10 protein-coding genes and 1 tRNA gene are annotated in these 14,384 nt (G+C 51.6%); 2 read left to right on the plus strand and 9 right to left on the minus strand.

All coding sequences use genetic code 11. From position 1 onward, the window contains the following. Positions 1-118: 118 nt before the first annotated feature. From BK816_RS05995 to BK816_RS06005, 3 genes are all read right to left on the minus strand, one after another. Positions 119-192: transfer RNA gene (locus tag BK816_RS05995), tRNA-Ile, on the minus strand. Between the two features lie 167 nt (positions 193-359). Continuing rightward, positions 360-2,285: a DNA primase gene (dnaG, locus tag BK816_RS06000; protein WP_071164364.1), complete on the minus strand. Its 1,926-nt coding sequence runs from the start codon at positions 2,283-2,285 to the stop codon at positions 360-362. A 66-nt stretch (positions 2,286-2,351) separates the two neighbouring features. After that, the gene (locus BK816_RS06005) at positions 2,352-3,632 is read right to left on the minus strand and encodes a deoxyguanosinetriphosphate triphosphohydrolase (RefSeq protein WP_071164365.1); all 1,281 of its coding nucleotides are present in this window, start codon (positions 3,630-3,632) and stop codon (positions 2,352-2,354) included. Positions 3,633-3,739: 107 nt separating this feature from the next. On the opposite strand from BK816_RS06005, the gene BK816_RS06010 reads away from it, so the two are divergent. Then, positions 3,740-4,987 carry a hypothetical protein gene (locus BK816_RS06010; RefSeq protein ID WP_071164366.1) on the plus strand — a complete coding sequence of 416 codons (1,248 nt, stop codon included), beginning with the start codon at positions 3,740-3,742 and terminating at the stop codon, positions 4,985-4,987. On the opposite strand, the gene dusB is transcribed toward BK816_RS06010, so the two are convergent. From dusB to BK816_RS06040, 6 genes are all read right to left on the minus strand, one after another. Then, positions 4,984-6,210, minus strand: coding sequence for a tRNA dihydrouridine synthase DusB (gene dusB / locus BK816_RS06015; protein WP_170299672.1), 1,227 nt, complete (start codon positions 6,208-6,210; stop codon positions 4,984-4,986). The two genes, BK816_RS06010 and dusB, sit on opposite strands and share 4 nt — an antisense overlap. After that, positions 6,211-7,785, minus strand: a complete 1,575-nt coding sequence (locus BK816_RS06020) for a YibE/F family protein (RefSeq protein WP_071164367.1) — start codon at positions 7,783-7,785, stop codon at positions 6,211-6,213. A gap of 17 nt (positions 7,786-7,802) precedes the next feature. Continuing rightward, positions 7,803-9,197: a glycine--tRNA ligase gene (locus tag BK816_RS06025; protein WP_269466167.1), complete on the minus strand. Its 1,395-nt coding sequence runs from the start codon at positions 9,195-9,197 to the stop codon at positions 7,803-7,805. 130 nt (positions 9,198-9,327) lie between these two features. Then, on the minus strand, positions 9,328-10,212 hold the full coding sequence (locus BK816_RS06030; RefSeq protein WP_071164369.1) for a sugar ABC transporter permease: 885 nt from the start codon (positions 10,210-10,212) through the stop codon (positions 9,328-9,330). 3 nt (positions 10,213-10,215) lie between these two features. After that, a complete protein-coding gene (locus BK816_RS06035; protein ID WP_071164961.1) occupies positions 10,216-11,784 on the minus strand; it encodes an ABC transporter permease subunit in 1,569 nt (522 codons plus the stop codon). 124 nt (positions 11,785-11,908) lie between these two features. Then, a complete protein-coding gene (locus BK816_RS06040; RefSeq protein ID WP_071164370.1) occupies positions 11,909-13,159 on the minus strand; it encodes a sugar ABC transporter substrate-binding protein in 1,251 nt (416 codons plus the stop codon). A gap of 167 nt (positions 13,160-13,326) precedes the next feature. Between BK816_RS06040 and BK816_RS06045 the strand changes: the two genes are divergently transcribed. Continuing rightward, positions 13,327-14,337 carry a LacI family DNA-binding transcriptional regulator gene (locus BK816_RS06045; RefSeq protein WP_071164371.1) on the plus strand — a complete coding sequence of 337 codons (1,011 nt, stop codon included), beginning with the start codon at positions 13,327-13,329 and terminating at the stop codon, positions 14,335-14,337. Positions 14,338-14,384 lie beyond the last annotated feature (47 nt).

Raw genomic sequence — 14,384 nt, forward strand, 5'->3', positions numbered from 1 at the left:
AATATCGAAAACTAAAAGCTTTATTCATGCACTACGGGTTTGCCCTTGGGTTGGGCTTGGGCTTGACTAAGACTAGCAAGAGTACCTTAGAGGCCAATAGTGCCTAGAAATGTAAAAGTGCCCCGACAGGGGCTTGAACCCTGGACCGACGGATTATGAGTCCGCTGCTCTAACCGACTGAGCTATCGGGGCAATAGCCATAAGAGTAACTATTTTGTGCTTTAGTGTCTAGTTAAAAATAAGCCTGTGGAATACTTTCAAACACTTTTTTCGCTACCAGTTAGCGCTTTGACCTGATCTTAGAAATCGTTACTTTCCAGAGTATCGTTCGCTCAGTTACAGAGCCCACAAGGTTGGTATTAGGCGGGTAGAGCCCGACGCTGCTGCTCGAGCTGGTTAAGTTCGCTAAGCATGGCAACCGCTTTATTCGGGTCAGTGCCTTCACGTTGGAGGCGCGAGCGCAAGTTTGCGATTTGATGGTTCAAACCAAAACGCTGCATGGCAATCACTAGCCCGTGCGCATAAGCACTGACTCCAGCCTCATCTAATCCAGGCAGAGCTTGCAACATCAACCAATTTAAACTGGCGTGCAAACTTTCTGGAGCCATATCAAAAACCATTTGGCTCCAGTGCTTGTTTGCTTCGGCGCGATGTCCCGCAGCGTATTGGCGAGTCATTTGCACAAAGAATTCCACTCCCCCAAGGGAAATGATAGTTTCATAAATGGCACGCAAGGATGCGTTCGTAAACCATTGTGGATCTAGCGAGTCGAAGCCAGAACGGTAAAGCGCCTGCGGGATCTGCAATGCAGCCGACAAAAGATCAGCTTGAGTGCGTTCCGCAGGATCAAGTTGGCGCGCCACTGGACGTGCTGGGGCAGGTACTGACCCGTTTTCCGCTCCCATGCGTTGAGCTTGAGCTTTCGCATTCTTGGATTTCTTCACTGCCGCTTCCACTTCAGCTTCCGGCAAGGACAGCCAAGCGGCCAGTTCTCGCTGGTAGCCTCGCCGCATTGATAGATCGCGAATGTCAGCAAGTACTGGGGCTGCTAACCATAGTCCGGCAACGCGCCCTTCAACCGTATCGAGGTCGAGGTCGGCCAGCTTAGAGTGAATCACGAAGGCAAAGAGTGGTTCTCGTCGAGCCACAAGGTCGCGTACCGCCTGATCGCCTTGGTGCAGGCGCAAATCGCAGGGGTCGAGGCCAGATTCGGCTACTGCCACATAGGTTTGGGCAGCAAATTCCTGATCTTCATTAAAAGCTCGTAAGGCCGCTTTTTGCCCGGCTCCATCGCCATCGAAAGTGAAGATTACTTCCCCACCGAGGGCTTTACCACCGCTAAGGACCACGCCAGAAGCGCTATCTCTGCTTTGCCCAATCAAACGTCGCAGCATTTTGGCGTGCTCTGAGCCAAAAGCCGTGCCACAGGTAGCAACCGCAGTAGTAACCCCCGCTAGATGAGCAGCCATTACATCGGTGTAGCCTTCAACAATCACCACCTGTTTTTGGGTGACGATGGCTTTTTTGGCCAAATCGAGGCCGTAGAGCACCTGCGATTTCTTGTACAACAAGGTTTCGGGTGTATTGAGATATTTCGGCCCTTCATCATCTGGGAATATCTTTCGTGCCCCGAAGCCGACTGTGGCTCCAGTCAGGTCGCGGATTGGCCAGATTAAACGTCCTCGGAAACGATCGTATACACCCCTAGCGCCCCGAGTAGCCAAACCAGAATCGACAATTTCTGCTTCGGTGAATCCTTGGCTGCGCAGATGCCGCAAGAGGTTATCCCATCCTTTGGGGGCATAACCTAAGGAAAAATGCTCTGCTGCTGCCTTATCGAATTTTCGTTGGAGCAAGAACTCGCGCGCAAGCGCCCCCTCGTTTGTATTGAGTTGTGCTTGGAAAAAGGCTTCAGCCACGCGATTTGCTTCGGCCAAACGTTGCCGCTTACCGTGCGCCACAGGACTTGGACCTTTTCCATCCTCGTATGTAAGGGTCATCCCGAGCCGGCCAGCTAGCCACTCAACTGCTTCTACAAACGACTGGTGATGGATTTTTTCCACGAAACTAATGACGTCGCCGCCTTCCCCGCAACCAAAACAGTGCCATCGGTTTAGAGACGGGCGGACGTGAAAAGAAGGCGTTTTTTCATCGTGGAAGGGACATAAGCCTTTGAGCGAGCCAACGCCGGCAGGACGCAATGTGACATGTTCGCTGACAATACGTTCTATATCGGAGCGGTCACGTACCGCCTCGATGTCTTCCCGTTTAATCATCCCAGCCACGTGGATAGTTTACCTATTCGCTCTACAAAATCTAATTTGAAGAACAGTGCTGGTAGTTAGTAGGACTTAACGATCGTGGTCCGTATCGAGTTCGACTCGGTCAGAGAAAAAACCACAGTAGCGGGCATGCCAAGCCCGGGCAGAATTATCAGTCAAAGAAGCTAGCTGATCGACCACTGCTCGCAGCTTGCCGGCATCGTCCTCGGCAGCTTCCCATTGGGCGGCAAACAAAGGCTCTAGCAGGGATGGGCCTTTTTCGTACAAAACATCAGCCAAGTCGTAAAGCAAAGTACGCTGTTGCAGATAATCGAACTCGTGTTCCCGTGGAACCATCACGAAGTGAGATGCCAATCCCTTCAGAATGGTGATTTCTGCTAGCACCTGCGGGGGAACGATTACCTGGGCGGAGTATCTGCCGAGGGCGCTCTCCCCATATTCTTCGCGAGTCGCAGCAGTACAAGCCAAAACGAAACGGCCAATCAACTCAGATGAACAGTTCTTCAAACGGGCTAAATCCGCGTATCCCCCGTCGAAGCTAGCCAACCACCAGTCTTGGGCGATAAGTCTTGACAGAGCATTTCCCAGTTCATCCGTGGAAATATTGGTACCGTACCAAGCCTGAGTAGTGGCAAAAATAGCTTCCCACTGGCTCTCGTCGCGCACCGATTCAAGCGGAAGGGCGTGAATCGAAACCCCGTCTTCCACGTCGTGCACGCTATAGCCAATATCGTCTGATAGATCCATGATCTGGGCTTCTAACGATTTGCGGATGCCCACGCTGTCTCTACGTGCCCAAGCAAACATTTGCTGATCATCTGGGTAATACCCAAACTTGTGGCTACCGTTAGGATCCTCGCCTAGTGCCCAAGGATATTTAATGGTGGCATCCAAAGTAGCTCGCGTTAGGTTTAGGCCAACCGGTTCGCCCTCGGAAGTCAAAACCTTTGGTTCTAGGCGAGTAAGCAAACGGAAAGTCTGTGCGTTCCCTTCAAATCCGCCGATATCTTTCGCCACTTGGGCTAAAGCTTTTTCGCCATTATGACCATAGGGAGGATGCCCCAAATCGTGGCACAAGCAGGCTGTGTCTACTAGGTCCGGATTTGCCCCCAACATCTTGCCTAGCTGACGCCCCACTTGTGCAACTTCCAGCGAGTGAGTCAACCGCGTCCGCACATAATCATCTTTACTTGGCCCCAAAACCTGAGTTTTCGCTCCCAGACGACGCAAGGCGGAAGCGTGAAGCACTCGGGCTCGATCTCGCTCGAAATCTGAACGCACCCCAGACTTGGGAGAATCTGCACAATAACGCGCCAAATCAGCTTTCGTGTACGGGTATTCTGCGGACAACGGTTTTCCTTACTAAAAGTTTTTATTTTCACTATATGCTACTGTCAATAGTAACGAAATAAACACAACGATTAGGTACATTTCGAAAAATTAGGGACAATAATAGTGTGACTAACGCAAACATTCAGTCCTCATCGCAGATTACAACGACCTTGATTCACTACCCCCTTCGTTATACAGGGGCGTGGTGGAAGAGTGCTGTAGTCGCCGATGTTCCTGGCTTTTTAGGCCCAGAAGAAATGGGCTGGTTAGCACAAAATTTAAGCTCAATCGCCCATTCCGGTTGCGATGCTTTCATCGTGCGCCCCTCTGAATGCGACCTGTTAAAAGATGCCACGCCACTAAAACAATTGATTGCCGCTGGTAACGAAGTCAACCTCCGCACGATCGTTAGAGTCAGCGGTGGCACCGACATGCAAGCTGGCATGATTGTCCCCTCGCCTATTCCATATCGTGGGTTTGAACTCGACGCTGAAAACACGGTGAAGCGTGCCGAACTTGCTTTGCAATTGGGTGCTATGGGTATTGATCTTGGGCTCCTAGTCGATGAAAAGACTCATCCCGATCCGCGTTTTAGCAATGAACGTCTACGCCAGATGTTGCGAGAGATCCAAAAGGCTTGCTATCACGCGGGAAATGGCGCTATCGTAACCGCTTTTGCTATGCAAGAGAGTGCGGATCTGTCTAAGGAACTCTTATCGACTTATCTTTTGCAGCATCTACGCGATAATCTCCTGCTTGATTCTCCTTGGAGCGCCCGATCGCTACGCTACCGGATTGAAGAAACCTTAGGATTCCGTGACGATTTAGGGCACGTGGCAGCTTGGCGAGCATCCTCGTCCATCACTGAGTCGATGCATCATCCCGACTCATCCGACAACATTTGGCACCTCGAAAATGGGGACGTGCGTCGGCGCGGGCTAACCCTCTTCACCCTATCGCTACCTGGCGCAGTTTATGTGCGTGCAGCGCGAATCATTGCCTTGCCTTGGGTCCGCCAAGATGAGACCATGTTGCACCTGCCTCCGGCCGAAATTGAACATGCCAAAGCTGTGATGAATCAAGCCCAGCATCTGCGTGCTAAGCGACAGATGGGGGTTGGCTCTCTGGCTTGGGTTGAAGGCCTTTCTTGGGGCAGTCCAGATCTGCTCGTAACCGCTGGCGCTTCTACCATGACCGTCTTGAACACCACCGAAGAAACTGTGATGGTGCCAGACGAGTACGCTCCTCTCCTGAGTTCTCGTTTCGTCAAACCTGACGATGACGAACCGGCAGCGTGGATGCTCGAACCAGGCGAATGCGGCTGGTTCGCGTTACCGACCCCAGAGCCGACTCCGCCAAAGAAGCACTTCTAGCCGCCAGAAGAATCTAGCTCTGCACCTTGCAGCAACTTAGCACCGTCCTCGTCCAAATAAGGACTATCTAGCCAACCTGCTGGTAGATGTGGCACCTTCTCACTACCCGCACGACCACGCGGCCCCAACGCGGCGGCAGGATATGGCTGGTCTAGGTCCAATGCTTGTAGGCGTTCGTGTAGTTCCTCGCGAGTTGAGACCAAGTTCAGGGCATAGCGCTGCGGACCACCGATGGCAAAACCACGCAAATACCAGCCCACGTGTTTGCGCATCTCTCGCATCGCCCTAAGTTCATCACCATAGAATTCTGCCACCATAAGTTCACCGTGGCGTTCAATCATGGCTGCGACTTCCCGCAAGGTTGGTAGGGCGCGTTTTTCTAGCCCACTAAATGCGGCCACTAGGTCAGTAAATAACCAAGGACGTCCCTGTGCGCCGCGACCCACTACAACCCCAGCGCAGTTGGTGTGAGCTTGCATGGATAGTGCGTCCTCGGCAGAAAAAATATCGCCATTTCCGAGGACGGGAATGTCCAAAAGTTCGACTAATTCGGCGATCTGATCCCAGTGAGCCTTACCCGAGTAATGCTGAGCGGCAGTTCTCGCATGGAGGGCCACAGCATCGACACCAGCCTCTTGCGCATCTAGGGCTGCACGCTTGAATGTGAGATGGTCAGGATCGATGCCAGTGCGCATTTTCACCGTGACGGGGATTTGATATGGCTTAGCAGCAGCTACTACTCGCTGAACAATCTCAGCGAAAAGATCAGCTTTCCAAGGCAGAGCTGCTCCCCCACCTTTGCGCGTCACCTTTGGTACTGGACAGCCAAAGTTCATGTCAATATGGTCGACCAAGTCCTCTTCACAGAGCATGGTGGCAGCTTGTGCCATGGTCTGCGGGTGCACCCCGTAAAGTTGGACTGAGCGTACCCGTTCAGTGGGGTCAGGCTCGATCATTCGCATGGTTTCAGGAGTACGTTCAACTAACGCCCTAGAGGTAATCATTTCCGAAACATAAAGCCCAGCTGGTGCATCTACCCCTTTACGGGTAGTCGCCAAAGCCTCGCTCGCAGCAGGTGCTAATCCGGCTTCGCCACATTCCCGACAGAGCCGACGAAATGGAGCATTGGTCACTCCTGCCATCGGAGCAAGGATTACTGGTGACCAAAGCTCAATATTCCCCAGTTTCAAAGCTGGCTGGGGAGTTGTTTTCGCTTCAGTCATCTATTGTTCCTTGTTTTCGATTTGTTTCTTACGCTGCCTAGAAGGAAAGGTCATTTTCTTACTGCGCACGCTTTCCTCACCGATATTTTCTAGGGCAACATTTTTCCTAGCCTCATCGGACCTAACCTGGCGGTTATGCTCTAAATCGGGCTGCGCATAACTACTGTTTTGCCCAATCGAGGTCGCTTTAATATCAGCTTCCGTAATTGACGGCTGCTCAGCTTGATTGCCCTCTGATGGTTCTGACGTTTTTGCCATAGTCGTTGTCGCTTCGAAACCAACTGGAACCAGCAGGGCCCCGATAGCGGTCGTTAATGGAATGGCCAAAACCAGGCCAATCGATGCTACGAGAGTTCGACCTAGTTCTTCCGCAATTTGCCCCGAGGAAAGCACCTGCCCCAAGGGACGATCAACCAACATCACGAGCATCAAGGTGGGTAGTGCCGTGCCCACATAGGCGAAAGCCAAAGTGTAAACCGTTGAGGCAATGTGGTCGCGCCCCACTCGCATCGCACTACGATAGACTTCCCAACGATTTTGGGCCGGGTTGGCAGCGAACAACTCCCACACGGTCGATGATTGAGTAATGGTGACGTCATTGAGCGCGCCCAATCCAGCAATCACCATGCCGCAGGTTAGGAGCGCAGGCAAGGATACTGCTGGGAAGGAAGCATGGATGTTTTGGAACTCCTCTCCTGCTCCCATGAGCCCAAGGAGTCGGGTTTGATTGACTGCCAGCGCGCAGGTAAGTGCCAAGCCAAAATAGGTACCCAACAAAGCGGTGGTAGTTTTGATAGAAACGCCATGAGCTACGTAAACCGACGAGAGGATCATGGCAGAGACGCCGACGATGGTAACCAATAGTGGATGGTTGCCAGTCATCAAGGCTGGTACCACGAATTTCCAAACCACCAATACCGATAGGGTCAGCCCTAAAACCGCGAGGAAACCGCGTTTGCGGGCCACAGCTACTACTACCACTAGGTAGACGATCACGAGGGCACTTAAAGGAAAAGACCGCTCAACATCGAGATAAAAGAATTGGGCGCCGATGCTAGGCTCCGAGGCCGCCTGGTTCCCCCCATTTTGCTGGTCGAGGGCGTTTTGACTGGCTGGAGCCGGCAGGTCAGCATTATCCAATGGGGCGGGGGTGTATAAAGTGCGAAGCACCTGACCAGTACGTATTGCCGCCATAAATTCTGGGGGAATATGCACGGCTACGACCGTTCCCGGATCTGGAGTTTTGACCGTTTCTTCGGTCTTTTTTGAAGAATTGACAGCTTGTTCCACCGTGGCGCAAACCGTTGTCGCCCGAGCTTCCGCCTCTGTGTTGGGCGGGAGGCATTCGGTGGGGGCAAGGTTACGATCGACTTTCACCAGAACTTGTGCCGAGCCTGGGGCTAGCAATGGTTGCGAACCGACCTGAGCATTTGCTCCCGGCCAAAGCCAGATAAGTCCCGCAATAGTTAGTACACAAAGGGGAATAACTAATGCGGAAAGCAAAAAACGGATGCGACGCGCCCCGCCCCGGCTGAGAACAACCGGGGCGGAGTGGTCATGAGAATGAACTGTCATTTAACTAGGTCAGTTGCTCAGCAACCTGCTAGTCGCTGGGAGAGCCAGCCAACGACTTCATCGAGTGGCACTCGAGTCTGCTCCATCGAGTCACGGTCACGAATGGTAACCGCGTGATCCTCGAGCGAATCGAAGTCGTAGGTAATGCAGTAAGGAGTACCGATTTCGTCTTGACGACGGTAACGACGACCCACAGCACCAGCATCGTCATATTCGATATTCCACAGCTTGCGTAGATCTGCCGCTAGCTTCTTGGCAGGTTCCACCAACTCTGGCTTACGCGAGAGCGGGAAAACGGCTACCTTAACCGGAGCAAGACGATGATCCAGCTTCAAGACCACACGCTTGTCAACGCCGCCCTTAGTGTTCGGGGCTTCGTCCTCGGTGTACGCTTCACACAAGAAAGCCATGAGAGAACGCGTCAAGCCAGCAGCTGGTTCAATAACGTAAGGCACGAAACGTTCGCCACTTGCTTGGTCGAAGTATTCCAGCTTCGATCCCGAGTGCTCTGCGTGGGTCGAAAGGTCGAAATCGGTGCGGTTAGCAATACCTTCTAGTTCACCCCACTGCGAGCCGGCAAACCCGAAGGTGTATTCGATGTCAACAGTTCGCTTGGAATAATGCGAGAGCTTTTCCTTGGGGTGCTCGTAAATCCGCAAGTGAGTCGGATCGATTCCATAGTCGGTGTACCATTCCCAACGCTGATCGATCCAGTACTGGTGCCATTCTTCGTCGGTACCTGGCTTGACGAAGAATTCCATTTCCATCTGCTCAAACTCGCGAGTACGGAAAATGAAGTTACCGGGGGTGATTTCGTTACGGAAAGACTTACCAATCTGGCCAATCCCGAAAGGAACCTTCATGCGAGCACTGGACTGCACATTGGCGTAGTTGACGAAAATACCCTGAGCGGTTTCAGGACGGAGGAAGTGCAAACCCGACTCGTCATCTACTGGGCCTAGATAGGTCTTGAGCAGGCCGGAGAAGGCTCGAGGTTCGGTCCACTGACCACGGTTACCACAATTCGGGCAAGGCATATCAGCCAAGTTCACATCGTCGGGATTTTCAAGATTGTGCTTTTCTGCGTAAGCCTCGGCCAAGGTATCTTGACGCTGACGCTTGTGGCAGGATAGGCATTCGATCAATGGGTCAGTGAAAGCTTTAAGGTGACCGGATGCTTCCCACACCTGTGGCGGGAGGATGACTGAGGAGTCAAGTCCAACGACATCTTCACGGGAACGCACCATGAAGTTCCACCAGGCGCGTTTGATGTTTTCTTTTAGCTCGACACCTAGCGGGCCGTAGTCCCAAGCGGAACGGGTACCACCGTAGATATCACCACAGGGGTAGACGAATCCACGGCGCTTGGCCAACGAAATGACATTGTCGAGACGGGAAGGTGTGTTTGCCACGCTATCTCCTTGTATTTTTCCTAGCGGCATCTGGCTGATGCGCTGCTAATAGCTTAGCGCAGCGCCCCCAGAAAATCTGTTCTGGGGGCGCTGCGTCAATGCCGTAATGGCCACATTTTGGCCGTTTTGGTTATCCTTTAACGCCGCCGGCGGTGAGACCGGAAACAATGTAGCGTTGCAAGAACTGGAAGAGGATAATCACTGGCACGGCAGCTACGACCGCACCGGCAGCGAAAAGTCCCCAAGGTGCGGTTCGCGAGTCCGCTGCCCAGTTATACATACCCACTGCCAAAGTGAATTTATCTGGGGTCTGCAAAACTACCTTGGCAATCACGAAGTCACCGAAGGAAGAAATGAAGGATAGCAGGCCGACTACGGCCAGAACTGGCGTCACCAATCGCATAATGATGCCCCAGAAGATTTGTGCATGGCTTGCCCCATCGATGCGGGCAGCTTCGTCGAGTTCCTTGGGCACAGTCTTAAAGAAGCCGTACATGAGGAAGGTGTTCGAGCCAAGCGCGCCACCTAGGTAGACACAGATCAAACCAATCTGCGAGTTCAAACCTAGTACCGGGAAAACATCTTTCAGGGCTAGAAGCAACAAGAAGAGTGCCACGAATGCCAACATTTGTGGGAACATTTGCACTAGCAGCAAGAAGGTCAGGGTCGCTTCACGCCCTCGGAAACGGTAGCGAGAAAAAGCATAGGCAGCAGCCGAGGCCATTAAAACGGTACCAACTGCAGTGAAAGAGGAAATGAACAAAGAGTTCAAAATCCAGTGCCAATAGTCAGTTTCGCTCAGGCGAGCGTAGTTAGCGAAAGAAACTTCTTGAAAAAGTTTGTTAGAACCGGTGAGGTTAGCATTCTTCTTCAAAGAAGCCGAGAGGACATAAGCTAACGGGACTGCACAATAAATAATGACGAGGACGCCAATTAGGTGCCGCCAACCTAGTTCCTTAAACCATTGTCCCCAGCTTAGTTTGGGCTGTGGTGCGAGAGTTTTTGCCTTAGACATATCTCAGTCCTCCCCCATTGCATTGGAACGTTTGAGACCGAAGTAGGAGATTACCCCTACCACTAGGAAAATCAGGATCGAAAGAGCAGATGCCAAACCGTAGTTCTGGCTGCCACCTTCGAAGGCGATCTTATAAACCATGGAAATCAAAATATCGGTTTCACCAACTGGCAAGGAAGCGCCCGGATAGTTTGGACCGCCACCGGTCAACATGTAGATCAACGAGAAGTTATTGAAGTTGAAGGCGAAAGAAGCGATCAACAATGGCATGGTTGATACGAGGATTAATGGGAGCTTGACACTAAAGAGGGTGCGGATTGGGCCGGCACCGTCAATTTTGGCTGCTTCCATAATGTCTTCTGGCAGAGCCTGCAGGGCTCCCAAACAAATTAAGAACATGTAGGGGAATCCCAGCCAGAGATTCACTCCAAGAATGGAGACTTTGGCGAGGGTGCCATTGGTCAACCAAGGAATCTCCGCGCCTCCTAATAAGACCTCGTTAATGAAACCGAATTTGGTATTCAACATTCCCTTCCAAACCAAGGTGGAAAGGAATGCTGGGAAGGCGTACGGCAAGATGAAAAGCGACTGGTAAATCTTTCGACCTCGAATCCGCTTGTCATGGAAGACCAACGCCAGCAAGAGTCCGAAGGCAAAAGTTGAAACTACCGAGAAAATTGCGAAGATGAAGGACCAAACCAGCGCATTAAAGAACGGCCAGGCAAGATCTGAGCCATGAGCCATGTTGGTGTAGTTAGCGAAGCCAACCGGCACGCGCCATCCTGGCATGATGGTGTTGCCCTCTGGATCGGCAAAGGCACCTTCCCCATTGGGCTGATAAACCACATTATTTGTGGTGTCTAGTAGCTCGTCTTTTTCTTCGTCGTATCTAAAATCGGACTTTGCTAAAAAGCCTTTAGTGCCGTCAGTGGTGACATAGAAGCCGTCATTGGGATCATCTGTAAGTGGTGCTTTCAAGCCGGCAACTTCTTGTTGCCGTTTAACTAGGTCAGCAAACTTTAGGACTTGGTAACCTGGCACCTCGGTGATTGCTTTGTCGTTGGCCTTTGCGCCCTCGACTAGGGTCAAAGGATGCTGCATATTACCAACTAGAACGGCTTTCTTTTCCGCATCCCAGATCGCCAAAGATAGTTTGTCATTCTTTTCCACCACAGTGGTGTTGATGGTGGGTGAACCTGGCACGCGCTTTTGATGCTGGGCTAGGATCTGAGTAATCGCGTCAGCTTTAGTGGAGTTATGCCCCGTCCCATAGTTAGTGAAGGAAACGAAACCGGTGTATCCCATGACGAAAACTTGATACACCAAAAGGAAGGCCAGTCCTGGGAAAAGGTACTTCGCTGGAATAAAGCGGCGAGAAAAATAAATCACGTCCGCAATAATCAGGGTAACCAAGACAACGGCTAGGGTCAGATATGATTCTGCTGCCCATGCCGCAAGTAGCCCATAAACACCGAGGGCGTTAATGAGTGCCATCAGGGCAACTTTTACCCAAAAGCCCCAAGATAGATCAAAGCGATCAAAACGTTTGGTTTTAACTGTTGATTGGTCCATGTTTGTTTGCTCCCCATTGAGCAGGTTTTCGGACGAAGATGTTTCTTTACTCATCGTAGTTGCCTTTCTGGCAAGATAGCAGGCTGGCCCCAAACGTAGTTCTTTGTTTGGGGCCAGCTACTACTTACTTTTTGATGGCGTTTTCGATGTTGGTTACCATGGTCGACCAGGCTTCCTTAGGCTGCTGCTTACCGGTGACTACGTCAACTTCGGTAATGCCCCAGAAATCCCAAACCGCGGACATTTCTGGGATAGCTGGCATCGGAGCACCGGACTTACCCGCTTCGGAGAAGCCCTGAATATCAGGATCGGAGATCTTGGCGGCAACCGCTGGCATGGCAGGAACTCGCTTGCCGAGGTCGTACATCTTCTGCTGTGCTTCTTCGGTAGCTAGGTAGTCAACCAGGAACTTGTTGACCAAGAGCTGGTTTTCGGTTTTTGCCGAGGGGAAGAAGCCCTGAACACCTACGAATGGCTGGGCAGCTTCGGGACCTGCAGCTGGGATTGGCAGCACAGTGATGTCCATGTTGGCTTCACGGAAAGCACTTACGTTCCATGGTCCGGTAACAGTGAAGGCAGCCTTGCCGTCGAGGAAGGCCTGCTTGGCAATTTCACCAGTGATTGCTGGATCAAATACCTTTTCGTTGCCCTTCTTGGCTAACCAGTCAGCAAAGGCTTCACCCTTTTCTCCACCAAGGGTTAGTTCAGTGGTGTAAGAACCCTTATCGTCCTGCTTGAAAACAGGTGCGCCAAAGGAAGTTTGGAAACCGTAGAAATGGTAAGGGTCGCCCTTATCGCCCATCTGAACGATGAATGGGTATTCGACGTTTGCTTCCTTACCGGCAGCTAGCATCTCATCAAAGCTCTTTGGTTCAGCCTTGGAAAGCTGGTTATTACGGACCAAAGCCACGTTTTCAATGGCATAAGGAACGCCGTAGGTCTGGCCTTGGTAAGTGACGCCAGAAAGTGCCGCTTCAGAGAAGTCCTTAGCTTTGTCAGCGATATCCACGGTGCCCACTACCCCGTTGGAAACTAGGGAGCCAAGACGGTCGTGAGCCAAAACGATCAAGTCTGGCCCCTTACCGGTTGGCACCTGGGAAATAAATTCCTTATCCATGTCGGATTCGGACTTCTGTACTACGTTTACCTTGACACCGAACTTGTCGGTGAAATCCTTGCTCAATTCGGCTACCTGCGAGGAGCGGGTATCATCGGCCCAAATGGTTAGTTCACCAGCTACTGCCGAGCCATCACCTTCGGCGCTCTGAGCTGGGGCTGGTTGCTGAGTATCTTCTTTGGCCTCGTCTGAGGAACCACAAGCAGCCATAGTCAAAGCCAAAGCTGAGATTGCTGCAATCGAAATGCCACGTCGCATGTTTTCTCCTTTAAAAATCTCACTGGCGGATTTATTTCCCAGTGCTAGTTATGAATCTACCCTGAAATGAAAGAGTCTGCAAGACCTTTCAGTATCTTTCACACTTTTTCTGAATACAACTGCTAATATAAAGACAATTCTTTCACAATCTTGCAAGGGAGCAAACCATGTCCGCTCGCGTTCGCCTCGATGACATTGCAAAGTTAGCTGGAGTTTCACCAGCTACAGTTTCTCGAGTTATTAACGGCACTGGCCAAGTGCGAGAAAGCACCGCCGAATCTGTGCGTCTGGCCATGGACACCCTCGGATACGACCGTCCTTCAGCACTTTCGCGCACTTCCCTGGCTCCCGTCGGCTTGATTTTGCCCGAGCTAACCAATCCCGTTTTTGCCAACTATGCACACCACCTACAGCTAGAACTAGCTCACCGCGGCCATCCAGCCTTTATCTGTTCCCAAGCCCCGGGGGGCATGACCGAAAACCAACTCATTGATTCGTTACTAAGCGCTGGTTGCGCAGGACTAATTTTTGTCTGTGGGCGACATGCCGATTCTCAAGCCAATCTGGAGCAATACCAAGAGTTATTGGATAAAGAAATTCCATTTGTCTTAATTAATGGCCCACGTTCGGAACTGGCAGCTCCGAGCGTTTGTGTCAACTATGACGCGGGGATGCAAACCGCTATCTACCATCTAAAACAACTTGGACACCGCAAAATCGCCTTAGTTTGCGGTCGAGATAATGCCATCCCAGCAAAGCTACAGCGAGACGCCTATCAAACTTATATGGAAAAGAACTTTGGCGCAGACAGCCTCACGGTCATCCCCACTTTCTACACTTTTGCTGGAGGACAGTCCGCTGCGCAAGAAGTTATCCGAGCAGGCGCCACTGCGGTTATCGCCGGATCCGACCTACAAGCCCTAGGAGTAATTTCTGGAGCCACCTCGCTGGGAGCGAAAGTACCGCAAGATCTTTCAGTAATCGGATTTGATGACTCAGCACTAATGACTCATACGACTCCCCCACTCACTACTCTTCGACAGCCAGTGGTAACCATTGCAAACGCTGCCGTTCAAGTGTTAAGCGAAGAAATCTCGGCAAATAAATTACAGACTTGCGAGTTGAGATTTGCACCTGATTTAATTCAAAGAGGTAGTACCACACCACCACTTAACTAACGTCACGTCATAACGTCATATCCTTTTGTCATTTTGTGAGTTATGCT

The organism is Boudabousia tangfeifanii, from assembly GCF_001856685.1.
Lineage (GTDB): Bacteria > Actinomycetota > Actinomycetes > Actinomycetales > Actinomycetaceae > Boudabousia > Boudabousia tangfeifanii.